General features: G+C 72.5%; 13 protein-coding genes. 4 read left to right on the top strand and 9 right to left on the bottom strand.

Going from position 1 to position 18,795, the window contains the following annotated elements; translation table 11 throughout:
* The first annotated feature begins 15 nt into the window (after nucleotides 1-15).
* Both KOI35_RS02130 and leuE read left to right on the top strand, forming a co-directional pair.
* The gene (locus tag KOI35_RS02130; protein ID WP_246612359.1) at nucleotides 16-1,296 is read left to right on the top strand and encodes a bifunctional pyridoxamine 5'-phosphate oxidase family protein/GNAT family N-acetyltransferase; all 1,281 of its coding nucleotides are present in this window, start codon (nucleotides 16-18) and stop codon (nucleotides 1,294-1,296) included.
* Nucleotides 1,297-1,305: 9 nt separating this feature from the next.
* Entirely contained in the window at nucleotides 1,306-1,956 is a 651-nt protein-coding gene (leuE, locus tag KOI35_RS02125; protein ID WP_215784268.1) for a leucine efflux protein LeuE, read from the top strand.
* 251 nt (nucleotides 1,957-2,207) lie between these two features.
* Here the strand turns inward: leuE and KOI35_RS02120 are convergent, their stop codons facing one another.
* The 6 genes from KOI35_RS02120 to KOI35_RS02095 form a co-directional block, all read right to left on the bottom strand.
* A complete protein-coding gene (locus tag KOI35_RS02120) occupies nucleotides 2,208-3,389 on the bottom strand; it encodes a sporulation protein (protein WP_215784267.1) in 1,182 nt (393 codons plus the stop codon).
* Nucleotides 3,390-3,506: 117 nt separating this feature from the next.
* Nucleotides 3,507-4,550, bottom strand: coding sequence for a hemolysin family protein (locus KOI35_RS02115; protein ID WP_215784266.1), 1,044 nt, complete (start codon nucleotides 4,548-4,550; stop codon nucleotides 3,507-3,509).
* A complete protein-coding gene (locus KOI35_RS02110; RefSeq protein ID WP_215784265.1) occupies nucleotides 4,547-5,839 on the bottom strand; it encodes a hemolysin family protein in 1,293 nt (430 codons plus the stop codon). The genes KOI35_RS02115 and KOI35_RS02110 overlap by 4 nt, the downstream gene beginning before the upstream one ends.
* A 98-nt stretch (nucleotides 5,840-5,937) precedes the next feature.
* Entirely contained in the window at nucleotides 5,938-7,581 is a 1,644-nt protein-coding gene (locus KOI35_RS02105) for a serine/threonine-protein kinase (protein ID WP_246612358.1), read from the bottom strand.
* Nucleotides 7,582-7,659: 78 nt separating this feature from the next.
* Complete coding sequence (locus tag KOI35_RS48720; protein ID WP_308120741.1) at nucleotides 7,660-8,748, bottom strand: class F sortase; 1,089 nt, start codon at nucleotides 8,746-8,748, stop codon at nucleotides 7,660-7,662.
* Between the two features lie 16 nt (nucleotides 8,749-8,764).
* On the bottom strand, nucleotides 8,765-9,601 hold the full coding sequence (locus KOI35_RS02095) for a DUF4397 domain-containing protein (protein ID WP_215784263.1): 837 nt from the start codon (nucleotides 9,599-9,601) through the stop codon (nucleotides 8,765-8,767).
* Between the two features lie 177 nt (nucleotides 9,602-9,778).
* Between KOI35_RS02095 and KOI35_RS02090 the strand changes: the two genes are divergently transcribed.
* Nucleotides 9,779-14,320: an ATP-dependent helicase gene (locus tag KOI35_RS02090; protein ID WP_215784262.1), complete on the top strand. Its 4,542-nt coding sequence runs from the start codon at nucleotides 9,779-9,781 to the stop codon at nucleotides 14,318-14,320.
* A gap of 553 nt (nucleotides 14,321-14,873) precedes the next feature.
* Here KOI35_RS02090 and KOI35_RS02085 read toward each other — a convergent pair.
* Both KOI35_RS02085 and KOI35_RS48715 read right to left on the bottom strand, forming a co-directional pair.
* The gene (locus KOI35_RS02085) at nucleotides 14,874-15,758 is read right to left on the bottom strand and encodes a hypothetical protein (RefSeq protein WP_215784261.1); all 885 of its coding nucleotides are present in this window, start codon (nucleotides 15,756-15,758) and stop codon (nucleotides 14,874-14,876) included.
* Between the two features lie 376 nt (nucleotides 15,759-16,134).
* On the bottom strand, nucleotides 16,135-16,980 hold the full coding sequence (locus KOI35_RS48715) for a helix-turn-helix domain-containing protein (RefSeq protein ID WP_215784260.1): 846 nt from the start codon (nucleotides 16,978-16,980) through the stop codon (nucleotides 16,135-16,137).
* 86 nt (nucleotides 16,981-17,066) lie between these two features.
* Here KOI35_RS48715 and KOI35_RS02075 point away from each other — a divergent pair, with 86 nt between their 5' ends.
* The gene (locus KOI35_RS02075) at nucleotides 17,067-17,828 is read left to right on the top strand and encodes an SDR family oxidoreductase (protein WP_215784259.1); all 762 of its coding nucleotides are present in this window, start codon (nucleotides 17,067-17,069) and stop codon (nucleotides 17,826-17,828) included.
* On the opposite strand, the gene KOI35_RS02070 is transcribed toward KOI35_RS02075, so the two are convergent.
* Nucleotides 17,825-18,751, bottom strand: coding sequence for an LLM class F420-dependent oxidoreductase (locus KOI35_RS02070; protein ID WP_215784258.1), 927 nt, complete (start codon nucleotides 18,749-18,751; stop codon nucleotides 17,825-17,827). The two genes, KOI35_RS02075 and KOI35_RS02070, sit on opposite strands and share 4 nt — an antisense overlap.
* Nucleotides 18,752-18,795: the final 44 nt, after the last annotated feature.

Below are 18,795 nucleotides of genomic sequence, written 5' to 3'. Positions count from 1 at the left end.
ACTAGTACAGCAAGAATGGCAAGCCGGGAGGGCCCGATGTCCGACCTCTATCCGCGGACGAGCCGCACGACCGCCACCCGCTACCGCGACCGCATGCACTACGACCGCGAACTGGCCCACGCCATCCTCGACGAGGCGTTCGACTGCACGGTGGGCTTCGTGGTCGACGGCGAGCCGCGGGTGCTGCCCACCCTGCACGTCCGGGCCGGCGAGACGCTCTATCTGCACGGCTCGTCCGGCGGCCGCATGGGCCTGTCGGCCCGCGGCGGCGAGGTGCCGGTCGTGGTCAGCGTCACCCTGCTCGACGGTCTGGTCTACGCCCGGTCTCATCTGCACCACAGCGCCAACTACCGCTCGGTCATCGTGCACGGCCGGGCCCGCCTGGTCACCGACCCCGACGAGAAGCTTGCGGCGATGGCCGCCCTGGTCGACAAGGTCGGCGCGGGCCGGTCCACCGACAGCCGGGCCGCCGACGCCAAGGAGGCGGCGCAGACCAGTGTGCTCGCGTTGCCGCTGGTCGAGGTGTCGGCCCGGGCCCGCCGGGGCGGGGTGCTCGACGATCCCGACGACCTCCCGCTGCCCCACTGGGCCGGCGTCCTGCCGATCCGGCGCGTGTTCGGGCCGCCCACGGCCGACGCCGGCGTCACGGCCGCCACACCCGGCTACCTGCCTGGCGGGTCGCACTGGGCGGCCCCGCTGCCACTCACCGGGCAACGCGTGCGCCTCGAGCCGCTGACGCTCGGCCACGCCGCCGGGCTGGTGGCGGCGCTCGGCGACGACGAGGTGTGGGAACACCTGCCCACGCGACGGCCGGCGACGGTCGAGGCGATGCGTGACTACCTGGCGGGCCTGCTCCGGGCGCAGTGGACGGGCAGCCGGGCGTTGTGGGCCCAGGTCGATCCGGCCACCGGCGACGTGATCGGCATGACCAGCTATCACGACATCGATCCGGAGCAGCGGGCGCTGGCCATCGGGCACACGATCGTCGGGCGGCGGTGGTGGCGCACCGGGGTCAACACCGAGGCCAAGCTGGTGCTTCTCGGCCACGCGTTCGACGAGCTCGGGGCCGAGCGCGTGTTCTGGTACACCGACGATCGCAACCAGCGCTCCCAGCAGGCGATCGCCCGGCTCGGGGCGGTTCGCGAGGGGGTGCTGCGCCGGCACAAACGGCGGCCCGACGGCTCGTGGCGCGACACCGTAGTGTTCGGCATGACCGTCGACGAGTGGCCCGAGGCCGGCCGACGGCTGCGAGAGTTGCTGGCCGCGGGTGGTTCCACCGCCCTCGCGGTCGCTTAGGAGGCCGCGATGCTGGGGATCACCGACTTCTGGACCTATGTGATCGGCACCGTGGCGATCATCCTGCTGCCCGGGCCTAACTCGATCTTCGTGCTCTCGGTCGGCGCCCGGCGCGGGGTGCGGGCCGGCTATCAGGCCGCGGCCGGGGTCTTCCTCGGCGACACGGTGCTGATGGTCCTGTCGGCGGCCGGGGCGGCCTCGCTGCTGCGCACCTATCCGCCGTTGTTCCTGGTCATCAAATATGCCGGAGCCGCCTACCTGCTCTGGATCGGGTTCGGCATCGTCCGGGGTGGCGTGCGGAAATGGCGCAGCCGGGGCGAGGCGACAGGCACGACGATCGAGGAGCCGGCCGACCTGCGCAGCCCGTTCCGCCGGTCGGTCGTGATCAGCCTGCTCAACCCGAAGGCGATCCTGTTCTTCGTGTCGTTCTTCATCCAGTTCGTCGAGCCGGGCTATGCCCATCCGGCCCTGTCGTTCCTGGTGCTCGGGGCCGTCGTGCAGCTGTTCAGCCTGCTCTACCTGTCGGCCCTGATCTTCGGTGGCAAGTTCCTGGCCGGTCAGTTCCAGCGGCGCCGGCGTCTGGCCGCGGGCGCGGCGGCCGGTGTGGGCGCGCTGTTCGTGGGCTTCAGCATCAAGCTGGCCACCGCCAGCGTCGGCTGACACCGCCGCTGGGCCGACGCGGGCGCGGCGCGTTGCACGGGCGCGCGGCGCGTTGTGCGGGCACGGCACGCGATGTGCGGGCACGGCACGCGATGTGCGGGCACGGGGTGCGATGTGCGGGCACGGGGCGCGGTGCACGAGCGCGGGGCTGGCGAAGGGTGCCGCGGGCGGCCCGGCCGAACCGGCTGGGCCGCCCGCGAGCTGGCCGTGCGTTCCGCCCCAATTCATTGGGAACGCACGGCCGGAGCAAGTCACTCCTCGTCGCCGCCGCCGTCCTCGTCGTCGCCCTCGAACATGCCGTCCATGGCCTCGCCGAGGATCATGCCGCCGACCACACCACCGGCGACGCCCATCGCCACGCCGCCCATGCCCATGCCGCCGCCCCGGCCATGACCGTGGCCCCGGTAGTGGCCGTGGTGACCCTGGTGGCCATAACCGGGCTGGCCATAGCCCGGGGCGCCGTACGCGGCCGCGCCATAGCCCGGCGCCGGCGCGCCGTAACCCGGAGCACCGTAGCCGGGCGCCGGGTAACCGGGGGCGCCGTGACCGGGCGCCGGGTAACCGGGGGCGCCGTGACCGGGCGCCGGGTAACCGGGGGCGCCGTGACCGGGCGCCGGGTAGCCGGGGGCGCCGTGACCGCCGGGGAAGCCGCCCGCCGCGCGCATGCCCTGGTAACGGCCGGCCGCCTCGGACACCCAGCCGTCGACAACCGCGGCCCAGTCGGTCGTGTCGACATCGGCGTGGTTGACGCGGAAACGGCCGTACGAGTCGTGACCGGGCTGCAGGAAACCGCCCCGCTTGTCGAACTCCAGCACCACCTCGACACCCTGCGGGTCGGCGATGAAGGTCAGCTCGACCTCGTTGATGGCCCCCGCGAACTGCGGCGGCGGGTAGAACTCGATCTCCTGGTAGAACGGCAGCGTCATGTTGACGCCGTAGATCGCACCCCGCTCGAGATCCGCCTTCTTGAAGCGGAAGCCCAGCCGCGCGAACGCGTCCAGAATCCGCTCCTGGGCCGGCAGCGGGTGCACCGACACGTGGTCGAGGTCGCCCTTGTCGACCGCCTTGGCCACCGACAGTTCGGTCCGCAGGCCCATCGTCATGCCGTGCAGCCGCTGGCCGTAGACGTCGGTGACCGGCGTCTCCCACGGGATCGGGAACTGGAACGGAATGTCGCGGTTCTCGCCCTTGCGCAGCTGGAAGGTCCCGGACACCGGCAGCCGGTAGAACTCGACCAGGTTCTCGCCGTGCTCGGAATCGACCCGGGAGACCAGGCCCAGCACGATTCCCTCGATGGTGACGTCGTGGTCGCCGCCGGCGATCCGGACCTGGCCCTCCAGGGGCTGTCCGGGTCGCACGTTCGGGTTGGCCAGCACGGTGTCGACGGTCGGGCCGCCGACGCCGAAGGCGCGCATCATCTTCTTGAAAACCACCGGGTCATTCCTCCTTGAACTGACATTTGGGGTGGCGGGAACTTTGCGGGCGCCCGACGCGGGTGCGCCGGACTGGCTCGGCGCGTCCTGCGCCGGGCCGTTGAAGGGGTGGTTGATTCAGGCGTTGGCCGGGGCGGGCAGTTGGTCGGTCTCGTCGTCGAAGCGGCCGATAACCTGCTCGAGGAGGTCTTCCAGGGCGACGAACCCGACCTGAGCCCCGGCGTCGTCCGTGACGACCGCGAGCTGGGCGCGTCCGGCCCGGAGAGCGGCCACCGCCTCGACGACGTTGACCCCGGCGTCGAGCAGGAACGGCGGCTCCATGAGTTCGGCGGCCGTCGCGTCCCGGCCGGTTGCGGTGGCCCGGACGGCCTCGCGGACGTGCACGACGCCCACCACCGCACCGTCGGTGCCGGTGACGGCCAGCCGGGAACGGCCACTGGTCAGGGACGCGAGCTCGATGTCGGCGACGGCGGCCGGCTCGGGAACCGAGACCAGTCGGTCGGTCGGGAGCATGACCTCGCGTACGGGAAGAGAAGCCAGGCTGAGCACGCTGGTCAGCAGCTCACTCTGCTCGGCCTCGATCAGGCCCTCGGCCCGGGAGCGGTCGAGCAGGATCCGCATCTCGGCCGGCCCGTGGGCCTGCGCCAACTGGTCCTGCGGATGCACGCCGAAGGGCCGCAGTGCCGCGTTGGCCATGGCGTTGAGCACGCGCAGGGCCGGGCCGACGATCCGCGCGTAGAGGCGGAAGGGCACCGCCAGCAGGATGGCCGAGCGCTCGGGGTGGGTGATCGCCCACGACTTCGGCATCATCTCGCCGATCACCAGGTGCAGGAACGTGACGATGATCAGGGCGAGCAGGAAGGCGATGACGTGACTGGCCACATCGGGCAGGCCGAGCGCGTGCAGGGCCGGGCCGAACAGGTGCTCCAGCGACGGTTCGGCCAGCGCGCCCAGGCCCAGCGAGCACAGCGTGATGCCGAGCTGGGCGCCGGCCAGCATGACCGACAGTTCCCTGGTGCCGTCGAGGGCCGCCTTGGCCGCCCGGCTGCCGGTCGAAGCGGCCTGCTCGAGACGGTGCCGCTTGCTCGCCACCAGGGCGAACTCGGCGGCGACGAAGAAGGCGTTGCCGAGCAGCAGCAACGTGACCCAGAGCGCGTTCATCGTGAGATCCGAACCGTGAGAGGAACGTGCCGGTCGACGCTTTCCACCCGTACGGAAAGGGACCCGTCGTCGAGGGTGACCGAGTCGCCCGCCTTGGCCACCCGCCCGAGCCGCGCCAGCACCAGGCCGGACACCGTCTCGTAGTCATCGCCGACCGGCAGGTCGACACCGGTGGCATCGGTGATCTCGTCGATGCGCCAGCGGGCCGGGACGAGCCACGACCCGTCGGACTGGCGGACCGGCGCGGGCTCGGCCTCGTCGTCCTCGTCGCGGATCTGGCCGACCAGCTCCTCGGCGATGTCTTCGAGCGTGATGATGCCGGCGAAGCCGCCGAACTCGTCGACCACGCAGGCGAGCTGGCGGTGGGCCGAGCGCAGGCGCTCGAGCACGGCCGGCAGCCGCAGCGACGACGGCACGAGCACCGGGGCCGACATCACGGTCGAGATCGGCTTGGTGTCGCGGTCGGCCGGGTCGATCGCCAGGACGTCCGAGATGCCGACGACACCGACGATCTCGTCGACCTCGTCACCGCGTACGGGGAAACGGGAATGATGCGAGTCGAGCAGCGCGACCACGTCGGATGCGGTCGCGGTGGCCGGGAGAGTGTGCACGTCGACGCGCGGGATCATCGCCTCGGCGGCCGTGCGCCCGCGGAAGTCGAGGCCGCGGTCGAGCAGCGTGGAGAGCTCGGCGTCGAGACCGCCGTTGGCCCGGGACTCGCGGATGATCTGCTCGAGATCCTCCTCGGTCGCGCCCTCGGGCAGTTCCTCGATCGGCTCGATGCCGATGCGGCGCAGCAGGCCGGCGGCGGTGCGGTCGAACAGGCGGATGATCGGCCCGAAAACGGTCAGATACATCAGCGTGGACCGGCTGAGCGCCTTGGCCAGGGTTTCGGCGCGCGCGATGGCGAGGTTTTTCGGCGCCAGCTCGCCCAGCACCATCTGGACGACGGTGGCCAGCAGCAGGGCGGCCGCGACCGAGACGGGCATGCTCACCGCGGTGGGGACGCCGGCGCCGTCGAGCAGCGCGGACAGGCCCTCGCCGATGAACGGCTCGGCGACGTAACCGACGAGCAGCGCGGTGACGGTGATGCCGAGTTGCGCCCCGGACAGCACGAACGAGAGCCGCTCGGTGACCTTGAGGGCGCGGGCGGCAGCCTGGTCGCCCTGCTCGGCCTCGCTGCGCAGACGGCCGCGATCGGCCGCGACATAGCCGAATTCCTGCGCCACGAAATAGCCGGTGACGGCAGTCACGACAAGAACCAGGAGAAGGCCGGTGACGATCAACACGGCCGAGGTGTTCCAACGGGGAGCCGGGCCGAGCCCGGCTGTCTACTGCCGCTCATGACCCGAAACGCTAACAACCCAGGCTGAAGAAAACCTGAGAGTCAGCCTGTCGTCGGCTGTGCATTAAAGGTGGCCAGGACCATGTTGATCTTTCCCAGGTCGCCCGTCCAGTCGAACTCGCGGGTGGCCCAGGTGATCGCGAAACCCCGGCCCGCCTTGACGAGCCAGCGGGTCTGGGCGTGCATGGGCACGCCCTTCCGGACGTACTGGTATTCCCAGTCCGCGGTCTTGTTCAGCAGCGGCCTCCGCTCCAGGAGGATCTCTTTGTAGCCGGGCAGCACACCCGCCTTCACGAGCCGGGCCGCCTCGGCGCGGCAGGCCTGGACCGGATCGCCGGCCGGGTTGCGACCGGTGTCGAGGCTCATCACCGTGTCGCCGACCGGGTCGCGGAAGCAGTAGGTGTTGTTGATCCGCTGCCAGGTCCAGCCGTCCGGCACCGCCAGCCCGAAGCCGGCGTTGTTCGTGAAGTAGGACCAGCCGGCGGGGATCACCGCGCCCCAGTCCCGCGACTCGCGCGAGGCGTTGCGCAGCGGGAGCTTCGGCAGGCCGGCCGGCTCGGTGCGGGTGCAGGCCACGGCGGAGAAGCCGGCCGGCGCGGCCGGGGACGGCGGAACGGTGGCACTGGCCGGCAGCGGCGCGGCGACCGACTCGTCCGGCGTGTCGCGGACCAGGTATCCGCCCAGAATGCCGCCCACGCCGAGTACCGCCACCAGGGCCAGACCGGCCGCGACCAGGGCCGAGCGGGACTGCGGTTCGGGCGGCGGCGGGTCTTCGGGCGGCGGCGGTTCGGCGGCCATCGCCCGCACCTCGGCTGAGTGATCAATATCGGACCCGATGACGGCTCGTACGCGTCTTGGCGACGGCACCTTGGGCGGCGCTGGAGTGGCCAGGACGATCATGCGCAGGCGGCGCTCGACCTCGGCCGCGGTGAGCCGGTCGCGCGGCTGGCGGCGCAGCAGACCGGTGAGCACGGGACCGAGCATGCCGGCCCGCGAGGGCGCATCGGGCTCCTCGGTGGCCAGCGCCATCAGGGTCGCCATCGCGTTCTCGCGCGCGTAGGGCGAACGGCCCTCGACGGCGGCGTAGAGCGTGGCACCCAGCGACCACAGGTCGGACTCGGGGCTCGACGTGCCGTCCCGGGCCCGCTCGGGTGACACGTATTGCGGCGAGCCGACGACCAGACCGGGACCCGTGACCGCACCGTCGTCCACAAAGGTGGCCAGACCGAAATCGGTCAGGACGACACGGCCATCGGTGCCGATGAGCACGTTGTGCGGCTTCACGTCGCGGTGCAGAACGCCGGCGGCGTGGGCGGCGCGCAAGGCGTCGAGCAGGGCCACCCCGATGCGGGCGGCGGTGGCCGGCGAGAACGGGCCGTCCTCATGGATGACCTGGTGCAACGAGCGCGACGGCACGTATTCCATGACTATCCACGGCAGACCGTCGGCGTGCACGACGTCATAGATGCGCACCACGTGCGGATGGTTGAGCCGCGCGGCGCTGCGGGCCTCGCGCAGCGTGCGATCCCGCAGCCGGGCGCGTTCGTCGTCGGTCATCCACTCGGGCGGGACGAACTCCTTGACCGCGACGTCACGGTCCAGCATCTCGTCGCGCGCGAGCCAGACCCGGCCCATGCCACCGGACCCGACCGGCTCGCCGAGACGATACCGACCGGCGACGAGCATGCGTGCGACCGCCATCCCGCCCCCAGAAGTCGACTCGACTACCACCCTAATTCGACCCTTCTCCCAGCGGAACGACGATCACCCGGCCACCGCGTAGACCACGAGGTTGTCGCGATAGGAGCGCAGCGATCGATCGAAGACGCCGCCGCAGGTGATCAGGCGGAGCTGCCGGTCCGGGGTCGGGCCGTACACCTCCTCGGTCGGGAATTCGGACTTCGGATACCAGCGGATGGCTGTGACGGTGAACGGGACGGTGGCGCCGCCGCGGACGACGTCGATGCGGTCACCGGTGGCCAGTTCACGCAGGCGGTAGAAGACGGCCGGGCCGGATCGGGAGTCGACGTGGCCGGCGATGACGGCGGGGCCGGTGTCGCCGGGTGCGGTGCCGTCGGCGTACCAGCCCGCGTCGGCGAATTGGGCCGGTGGCCGGAGGGCGCCGTCCGGGCCGATCGTCAGGCTCTCGAGCGGGGTGTCCAGTTTGATCGCACCGATCCGGAGCCGGGTCGGAGCGCCGGTGGGGAGGGCGGCGACGCTGCCGAAGGGGTCGCCCGCGGGCCGTTCGACCGCGGCCGCCGGGGCCTCGCTGGTCGCTGCGCTGGTGGCGGTTCCGGCCCATCGGCCCATGTCGGAGGGCGTGCGGTCGGTGACGGCGAGATATCCGGTGGCGGCGATACCGGCGGCCAGGCCGGCCGCCGCGATGGGCAGGATCAACCCCTTTTTCCGTACGGGGTGAGAGCTCCGAGGCGCAGGCGCGGCACGATTTTCCCGTACGCCGGCAGGAGTGCTTGTGGGGGTTGCCGCTCGGATCGGTGGCGCGTCAGTCGTGGCTGGTTCCGGTTTCTCGGCCTTTTGTGTCTCGGCCTTTTTTGTCTCGGCCTTTTCTGTCTCGGCCTTTTCTGTCTCGGCCGGCTGCTCCACGGTCGGGAACACCCGCCTCGGGAAGGGCGTGTCGGCCTGGCCCAGGCGCAGGCGACGGCTGGGCTTGGGCCGGGGGATCGACAGCGCGCCGGGCACGAGGGCCCGCGCCCGGATCGTGCCCGGCTTGACGATCTTGGCGCGGCCCCGGGCGACCCAGTTGACCTCGACCTCGCCGGGGACGTCCGGCGTCTCGGCGCGGTCGGCCGGGATGCGGACGATCAGCGGAGTGTCGGTGTCGTCGCCTGCCACCGGAGCCTCCCCGACCTCAGGCCGTGCGCAGCCGGCGCCGGAGGACGACCACCAGGCCGCCGATCACCAGAGCGGCCACGGCGGCGGCGAGCAGGGCCCCGGGCAGCCGCGAAGCCGGCTCGGTGCCACCCACGCCGGTGGCCACGCTGCCGAGCGGCACCGTGCCCTGGCGCTCGGCGTCGACGTGCAACTCGGGTTTCAGCCCGCCCGCGTCGTCGTCGAGGACGACCAGCGAATAGACGCTGCCCGCGCCGAGGGTGCACGGCAGCTCGCTGGCCCGGCCGCCGCCGGTCGGCTCGACCTGCACGCTCCACTTGCCCGGCTTGACCTCGCGGTAGGCGGTCGTGGTGGCGAACTCGACGCCGTCCGCGATCGTGGTGCCGTTCTTGCCCGCGACGTCGAGCACGGGCGCCTTGACCGAGGCCTGGATGATGCGCACCTTCGACCGGCCGGCGTCGGGCAGGCGCAGGTCGTCCTTGAGCACGCGCAGGCCGAGATCGGCGAAACGGCCGACGCCGGCCACCGTGTAGGCGCCGTTGTTCTCGACGCCGACCTCGGTGGTGATCACCGGCTTCTCGCTCGCCGGGGCGCCGGCCTTGCGCATCGCGACCTGATAGGTGCCGGTCGGAAGGCGCAGATAGCGGGACATGTCGCCGTAGGCCACGGCCCGGAAGGTCTGCGGCTCGACCGCGCCGGAATCGGCCTTGAGATAGACGTCGACGGCCGGGGTGTCGGGCGAGAGGTGGGCCAGGCGTACGTATCCGCTGCCCACGGCCGCGTGGGCCGGGGCCGCTCCGAGCAGGGCCGTCGCCAGCGCCGCCGCGCCGGCGGCGAATCGCCGCAGGTTTCGCATCGGGTCTCCTACATCAGGCCGGCTACTCCAGTGGCGCCCATGTATATCCCTCCGCCACCGGATTGCACCATGGTCCGGGAGGTTGAGACATTCCGCTGCCCGGACGTCCTACTCATGCCCGGATGACCCATTAGCGAGGCTTCGGTTTTTGTCGTACCCCCGAGGGAGCATGGATTCATGCAAGAGGTTCTGGAGCAGTTCGGTCCGGCCACCCGCGAGTGGTTCACGGCGGCCTTCGCCGCGCCCACGGCGGCTCAGGCGGGTGCTTGGCGGGCAGTCGGCGCCGGGCGCAATGCCCTCGTCGTCGCACCGACCGGCTCCGGCAAGACGCTGGCCGCCTTCCTCTGGTCACTCGACCGGCTGGCCCGCGAGCCCCTGCCCGAGGATCCGAAACGCCGCTGCCGGGTGCTCTACGTCAGCCCGCTGAAGGCGCTGGCGGTCGACGTCGAGCGCAACCTGCGGGCGCCGCTGACCGGCATCCGGCAGGCGGCCGGGCGGCTCGGCATCGCCCCACCCGACATCACGGTCTCGATGCGCACCGGCGACACGCCGGCCGACGAGCGGCGCCTCTTCGCGCGCACCCCGCCCGACATCCTGATCACCACTCCCGAGTCGTTGTTCCTGCTGCTCACCTCGGCCGCGCGCGATTCGCTGCGCGGCGTCGAGACGGTGATCATCGACGAGGTGCACGCGGTCGCGGCCACCAAGCGCGGCGCCCACCTGGCCCTCTCCCTCGAGCGGCTCGACGCGCTGCTGGGCCGGCCGGCGCAGCGGATCGGCCTGTCCGCCACCGTGCGCCCGATCGACGAGACCGCCCGCTTCCTGGGCGGCGCCCACGACGTCGAGATCGTCCAGCCCCCGTCGTCCAAGACCATCGAGGTCGCGGTCGAGGTCCCGGTCGAAGACATGACCCGCCTCGACGAGGTGCCCGACGTCGACCCCGACGACCCGGGCGCCGGCCGCCACTCACCGTCGATCTGGCCCGCCGTCGAGGAAAGGGTGCTCGACCTCATCGAGGCTCACCGGTCGACGATCGTCTTCACCAACTCGCGGCGCGGCGCCGAGCGGCTCTGCGCCCGCATCAACGAACTGTCGGCCGAGCGCGCCGGCACGCCCACCGAGACGCCGGCCAAACCGCCCGCCGCGATGATGGCCCAGGCCGGGCAGGCCGGTGGCGCGCCGCCGGTCGTCGCCCGTGCGCACCACGGCAGCGTCTCGCGCGAGGAACGCAAGCAGATCGAGGAAGCGCTGAAATCCGGCGCCCTCCCGGCCGTGGTCGCCACCTCCAGCCTCGAGCTGGGCATCGACATGGGCGCGGTCGACCTGGTGGTGCAGATCGAGGCGCCCCCGTCGGTCGCGGCCGGTCTGCAGCGCATCGGCCGGGCCGGTCACCAGGTCGGCGCGGTCTCGCGCGGGGTGGTCTTCCCCAAGCATCGGGGCGACCTGGTCTCCTGTGCCGTGGTGGCCGACCGGATGAGCGCCGGTGCCATCGAGGAGCTGCGCTATCCGCGCAACCCGCTCGACGTGCTGGCCCAGCAGATCGTCGCCATGGTCTCGCTCGACGCGTGGCAGGTCGACGAGATGGCCGCGCTGGTGCGCCGGGCCGCGCCGTTCGCCGAACTGCCCGAGTCGGCGCTGCACGCGGTGCTCGACATGCTCTCCGGTCGCTATCCGTCCACCGCGTTCGCCGAGCTGCGCCCCCGCCTGGTGTGGGATCGCGGCACCGACGAACTGACCGGCCGCCCCGGCGCCCAGCGCCTGGCCGTCACCAGCGGCGGCACCATTCCCGACCGTGGCATGTTCGGCGTGTTCCTGGCCGGCTCCGAGCGGGCCTCCCGGGTCGGCGAGCTCGACGAGGAGATGGTCTACGAGTCCCGGGTGGGCGACGTGTTCCTGCTGGGCTCGACGTCGTGGCGGATCGAGGACATCACGCCCGACCGGGTGCTGGTCTCCCCCGCGCCCGGCGCCCCGGCCAAGATGCCGTTCTGGAAGGGTGACTCGCCCGGCCGGCCGATCGAGTTGGGCCGGGCCATCGGTGCCCAGCTGCGCTCGCTGACCCGCGCCGACGACGAGAAGGCGACCGCGACCCTGCGTGGGTCCGGGCTCGACGAGTGGGCCGCGGGCAACCTCCTGGCCTACCTGCGCGAGCAACGCGAGGCCACCCGCAACCTGCCCGACGACCGGACGGTGGTGGTCGAGCGCTTCCGTGACGAGCTGGGCGACTGGCGCATGACCGTCCACTGTGTGCTCGGCGCCCGGGTCAACGCGCCGTGGGCGCTGGCCATCGCGCGGCGGCTGTCCGAGCGGTACGGGGTCGACGGCCAGGTGATGCCCTCCGACGACGGCATCGTGGTCCGCCTGCCCGACACGGCCGAGGAACCGCCCGGCGCCGATCTGGTCGCCTTCGAACCCGACGAGATCGCCCAGCTGGTCGAGGAATCGGTCGGCACCTCGGCGCTGTTCGCCTCGCGCTTCCGCGAGTGCGCGGCCCGCTCGCTGCTGCTCCCCCGCCGCGATCCGCGCCGCCGCCAGCCGCTCTGGCAGCAACGGCAGCGCTCGGCCCAGCTCCTCGACGTGGCCCGCGAGTTCGCCGACTTCCCGGTCACGCTCGAGGCGGCCCGCGAATGCCTGCAAGACGTGTTCGACCTGCCCGGGCTCACCGGCCTCATGCGCGAACTGGCCGGCCGGAAGGTGCGCCTGGTCGAGGTCGAGACACCCCGCCCGTCGCCGTTCGCGCGGTCTCTGCTGTTCGGCTATGTCGGCGCCTTCCTCTACGAGGGCGACGCGCCCCTGGCCGAGCGCCGCGCGGCCGCGCTGGCCCTCGACTCGACCCTGCTCGGCGAGCTGCTGGGCCGGGTCGACCTGCGTGAGCTGCTCGACCCCGACGTGGTGGGCGAGACCGAGGCCCAGCTGCAGTGGCTGACCACGCAACGGCAGCCGCGCGACGCCGAAGACGCGGCCGAACTGCTGCGCCTGCTGGGCGACCTGTCCCCGACCGAGCTCGCCGTGCGCGGGGTCGAGGAGTCGTGGATGTCCACCCTGGAGGCCAACCGGCGAGCCATCCGGATCCGGGTGGCGGGCGAGGAACGCTGGATCGGGATCGACGACGCCGGCCGCTATCGCGACGCGCTGGGCGTGGCGCTGCCGGTCGGGCTGCCCGAGGCCTATCTGTCCTCGGTCGCCGACCCGCTCGGCGATCTGGTGGCCCGCTATGCGCGGACGCACGGGCCGTTCGCGGCGGCGACCTGTGCCGCCCGGTTCGGGCTCGGCGTCTTCGTGGTCGAGCAGGTCCTCAAGCGGCTCTCGTCGACCGGCCGGGTCGCGCAGGGCGAGTTCTCCCCCGGCGGCGCCGGCAACGAGTGGTGCGACGCCGAGGTGCTGCGCATGCTGCGCCGGCGCTCGCTGGCCGCGCTGCGCCGCGAGATCGAGCCGGTGCCGCCCCGGGTGCTGGCCGCGTTCCTGCCCCGCTGGCACCAGATCGGCGGCAACGCTCGCGGGATCGACGCGCTGTCCGCCTCGATCGAGCAGCTCCAGGGCATCGCGGTGCCGGCCTCGGCCTGGGAACGGCTGGTGCTGCCGGCCCGGGTCGGTGACTACACGCCGCCGATGCTCGACGAGATGAGCGGCGGCGGTGACGTGCTGTGGGCCGGTTCGGGCTCGATCGGCAACAACGACGGATGGGTCACCCTGGCCTACGCGGACACCGCGCCCCTGCTGCTGCCGCCGGCCGACGAGGAATTCGCCGCGACGCCACTGCATCAAGCCGTGCTCGACGCGCTCGGCGAGGGGCAGGCGCTGTTCTTCCGCTCGCTGTCCGATCGGGTCGGCTCGACCGACGACACCAAGCTCGCGGCCGTGGTGTGGGACCTGGTCTGGGCCGGTCACCTGACCAACGACACGCTGGCGCCGCTCCGGGCCCTGCTCGGCGGCAGTGGTGCGCACAAGTCCAAGGCGGCCCCGGCCCGCAGCCGCTATCGACGGCCCGGCCGCATCGCGATGCCGGCCCGCGGCGGTCCGCCGAACATGGCCGGCCGCTGGTCCCGGCTCCCCGACCGCGACCTCGATCCGACTCGGCGCGCCGCCGCCCTGGCCGACCTGCTGCTCGAACGCCACGGCGTGGTCACCCGCGGCGCGGTCATGGCCGAGGGGCCGGTCGGCGGGTTCGCCGGGGTCTATCCGGTGCTCGGCGCGCTCGAAGAACGGGGCGCGGCCCGCCGGGGCTACTTCGTCGAAGGGCTGGGGGCGGCGCAGTTCGCGGTGCCGGGGGCGGTCGACCGGCTACGGGCACTGGCCGAGCCGGCCGAACTGGCCAAACGCGCGGGCGTGACGGCCGTGGTGCTGGCCGCGACCGATCCCGCGAACCCGTACGGGGCGGCGCTGCCGTGGCCCGAGCGCATCATCGACAGCGGCGACGGCGAGCCGGTGGCCAAGGCGGGTCACCGGGCCGGGCGCAAGGCGGGCGCCCTGGTCATCCTGGTCTCGGGCGAACTGATCCTCTACGTCGAACGCGGCGGCAAGACCCTGCTGTCCTTCGTGGACGATCCCGAGGCGCTGATCGCGGCGGGCAAGGCGCTGGCGGCCTCGGTGCGGTCGGGGGCGCTGGGCGCGATGTCCGTCGAACGCGCGGACGGCGAGTCGGTGCACGCGTCGCCTTTGCGAGACGCGCTGACCGAGGCGGGCTTCCGCACCACGCCGAGGGGGTTGCGCCTGCGCGGCTGACCGCCGGCCACTCGGGGCCGCTTCGGGCGGGGCCGAGCCTGGCAGCGCTGGGATGCGGGGTGCGGTGGGGGTTGATACGCCGAGCCGAGCCGGGGCGGGGCGGCGGGCCGCGCGGGTCCGCAGTTGGGGGCACGGGTCCACGCTTGGCGACACGGCTCCGCGCTTGGCGACCGGGTCCGCGCTAGGGGGCACGGGTCCGCGCTAGGGGGCACGGGTGCGCGCGTGGGGCACGGGTCCGTGCTTAGGGCACGGGTCTGTGCTCGGGGACACAGGTCCGTGCTTGGGGCACGGGTGCGCGCTTGAGGACACAGGTCCGTGCTTGGGGCACAGGTCCGCGCTAGGGGGCACGGGTGCGCGCGTGGGGCACGGGTCCGTGCTTAGGGCACGGGTCTGTGCTCAGGGACACAGGTCCGTGCTTGGGGGCACGGGTGCGCGCTTGAGGACACGGGCGAAGCCAGGGACGGTAGGTCGTGCCGACGGCTGGTGACCAGATCAGCGGTCGACGGCGGGCGGTCGAGCCGGCAGCTGGCTGCGGCGGGCGAATGTGGGGTGGCTACGGTTGGGGTGGGTCGGGGTGCAGGCCGTCGGTCAGTTCGCGGTAAGCGTCGAGGACCGTGCGGGTGTGGTCGGCCAGTTCGGCGGCGGCGTCGGACGGGGTCTCGTTCGTGACGGCGGGCTGGTCGGTGCCCAGGGACTCGCGGGCGGCTCGGATGGCCTCGCGCATCTGCTGTTCGCGGATGAACTCGCGGCCCGCCTGCAAGGCCCGCCGCAAGCCGGAGTCGCGGCGGGCCAGGTCGAGTTCGAGGGTGGCCAGGGCTCGTTCGGTGGCCTGGCGTTGGGTGCGCAGCTCGAGCGCGGTCTCGTCGCTCGGGGACTGGGCTACGAAGTCGGGGCGGCTCAGGTCGGCCAGCACGGCCGTCAGCTGCTGGTGGCGGGCCAGCACGGCGGCGATCTCCCACAGAGCCTCGGCCAGCATCGACTCGGCCTCCGGGACGTCGATCAGGTCGCCCAGCTGGGGCCAGGTCCGGCTGATCGAATCGGCCAGGGACACGGCCCGCGCGAAAGCCTCACGCTCGTTCTCGCTCCGCAGGGTGAGCGCGGCGGCGGGCGCCGGCTTCATGCCCTTGCGGGCGATCCGGCGGCGCAGGGCCGGTTCGACGTAGGCGATGCCGAAGAAGACCGCGCCGCCCGAGGCGAGACCCAGCTCGAGCGTGCCGAAGGTGCTGACCACGGCGCAGACGGCCAGCGGCGGCAGGACGACCAGCATCGTGCCGTGCGGCGAGGCGCCTTCCTTCAGGTCGGCCACGCTCGGCGCGGTCGTCTCGACCAGGGTGCTCCACGGGCGGCGGACGACACGCGACCCGGAGACCCGCAGGCGTTCCCGCGAGACGATCGTGGCGCGTTCGTCCCGTGCGACATACAGCCGCGATCTCGCCACCGCACCTCCCCGATGCGCAGACACCTGCGTTCCGAAGGATAGGGGACCCGCACATGCCCGGCGGACCAGGCCGCGTCCACGCCGGGCCGGGAAAGATGAGGCGACCCGCCCACACCCAGCGGACCAGGCCACGACCACGCCGAGCCGGGAAAGATGAAGCGGACGTGCTGCGGGTGCTCGACGAGGAGGGAGCGCCCGACCCGCCAACACGCGGCGGACCAAGCCGCGACCATGCCGGGCCGGGAGAGATGAGGGGACCCGCTCATGCCCGGCAGACCAAGCCGCGACCACGCCGGGCCGGACCGCAGGGGCCAACAGCGGCCGGCCGCGAAGCCGCGTGGCTGACCCGGCGCGACAGCGGAGAAGCGTGGCCGGTTCAGGCTGCGGGTCGGAGTCGGGTCAGGTCGGCGCACGGGGTGGGTTTCGGCAGATTGCCCGCGGTGTAGGCGGCCGGCGTGACGCCCATGAAAGCGCGGAAATCGCTGATCATGTGGGCCTGGTCGAAGAAGCCGGTGTCGCCGGCCACGGCGGACCACTGGCGGGTGCCGGCCTGGTCGAGGACGCGGCGCAGTCGGGTGATGCGGGCGAAGTGTTTCGGGGACAGGCCGGTCTCGCGGGCGAAGAGGTTGCGGAGATGCCGTTCGCTCACCCCGAGTTCGGCGGCGGCGTCGGACAATCGGGACGCCGTCGGGAGTAGACGTACCGCAGCGGCCAGCAGGCCGGTTTCCGAGCCGGGCGAGCCGTCCGGAAAGCCGCCGGGTGAACCGGCCGGGAAGACGCCGGCGGAGGCCGGGAAGGCGCCGGGCGAGGCAGGGAAGGCGCCGGCCGAGGAGACAGGCGAGGCCAGGCGTGCGGCCAGCGCGTCGCTCAGGAGGCTGACGATCAGGTCGGTGTCGGGCGCGGCGTCGGACACGGTGTCCGTCAGGCGGGCTCCGGCCGCACCCCACAGGTCGGTCAGCCGCACGGTCCGGTCGACCAGCGCTGACACTGGCAGCCCGAACAGGGCGCGCGCCACCCCGGGCCGCAGGCGCAGGCGTACGCAGACCGGAACGCCCCGGGTCGGGTGGTAGCGGCCGCGCGTGCGGGGGCCGACCACGAACAGGTCGCTGCGCCCGGCGTCGGTGGTGCGGAAGGCCAGCGCCGTCGCGACGTCAGGAATCTGCACGACCGTGGAGCCCGCCTGCGGGGGCGACACGATCTCGGGGACGGCAAGGGCGGGCACGAAACCACGCTAGCCGGGGACGACCACGGCCGGACAGTGCCGAAACTTCCAATACCCACGACGCAGGGCCGACGACTGTGGACGGCATGATTCTGGTTCTCGGTGCCACCGGCACCACTGGTTCCGCCCTCGTCGACGCGCTTCTGTCCGGCGGTCACGAGGTCACCGCGGTCACCCGCGACCCGGCTCGGATGCGGGCCCGGGCCGGCCTCACGATCAGCACCGGCATCGAGCCGGCCGACGCGATCTATCTGGTCGCTCCGCCGGGACCGGAGATTCCCGAGCACGATCTGGCCAATATCCGGGCCGCGATCGGGCTGGGTATCAAGCGAATCGTGAAGTTGTCGGCAATCGGGACGCCTGACCACCCCGTACGGGAAACGCAGTTGGGATCTTGGCATCAGCCCGGCGAAGCGGCCGTGCGGGCGAGTGGGCGGTCGTGGACGATCCTGCGGCCGACCACGTTCGCCTCGAACTCGCTGGCCTGGGCCGACGACCTGCGAGAAGGGCGGCCGATCCCGAACTTCTGGGGCGACGGCCGGCAGGGTGTCGTCGATCCGGCCGATGTCGCCGCGGTGGCCGCCGCCGCCCTGACCAGCGATGCCCATGATGGACAGACCTACACGCTGACCGGTCCCGAGCTGATCACCGTGCCCGAGCAGGTGGCCGTGCTCGGCGAAATTCTCGGCGTGAAGGCCACCGCCGTCGACACCCCTTCCGAAGCAGAGGGCGCCCGCCTGGTCCGCGAGGGTGGCAACGCCGTCGTCACCGGTGACGTCGAGCGGATCCTCGGCCGCAGACCCGCGACGTTCCGAGCCTGGGCCGAGGCCAACCGAGCGAGGTTCTAAAGCTGGGGTGCCACGGAAGAGGCGACCAGCTCGATGTGGTCGAGGTCGCTCAGGTCGAGGACCTGCAGGAACAGGCGAGAGGCACCAGCTTCCCGGTACGCCTTGATGATCTCGACCGCTTCGGCCGGAGTACCGACGATTCCGCCGTTCTCGCGCATCTCGTCGACCTCGCGCCCGATCGCGGCCGCCCGCCGGCGCACCTCGGCATCGTCGCGCCCGACGCACAGAACCGCCGCCGCCGAGAACGTCGGGAGCGACGTCCGCCCGATGGCCGCCGAGGCCGCCCGCACCCGCTCGAACATCGGCGCCACGTCGGCGACCTTGGAGAACGGGACGTTGAACTCGTCGGCGAAGCGGGCGGCCAGCGCCGGGGTCCGCTTCTTGCCGTGGCCGCCGACGATCACCGGCGGGCGCGGCGACTGGGCCGGCTTGGGCAGCGCGGGCGAGTCGTTGAGCTGGTAGTACTTGCCCTGGAAGTCGTAGGTCGAGCCGACCGGGGTTTCCCACAGCCCGGTGATGATCTCGAGCTGCTCCTCGAGCCGGTCGAAGCGCTCGCCGAGCGGCGGGAACGGGATGCCGTACGCGGTGTGCTCGGCCTCGAACCAGCCCCCACCGAGCCCGAACTCGATCCGGCCACCACTCATCTGGTCGGCCTGGGCGACCGCGACGGCCAGCGGACCCGGCAGCCGGAAGGTGGCCGAGGTGACGAGCGTGCCGAGCCGGATGCGCGAGGTCTGCACGGCCAGCGCGGCCAGGGTCAGCCAGGCGTCGCTGGGCCCGGGCAGGCCGTCGCCGCCCATCGTCACGTAATGGTCGGAGCGGAAGAAGCCGTCGTATCCGCTGGCCTCGGCGGTCTGCGCGACCTGGCGCAGATCGTCGTGGCTTGCCCCTTGCTGGGGCTCGGTGAAGATCACGAGACGCATGGCCCAACCCTGCCAGATCACGCTCGGCGCGCCCTGTGGAACCT

This window comes from Paractinoplanes bogorensis (assembly GCF_018829635.1).
Classification (GTDB): domain Bacteria; phylum Actinomycetota; class Actinomycetes; order Mycobacteriales; family Micromonosporaceae; genus Actinoplanes; species Actinoplanes bogorensis.
Note: the sequence above shows the minus strand (reverse complement) of the source record. Positions and strands in the feature narration are given on the sequence as shown.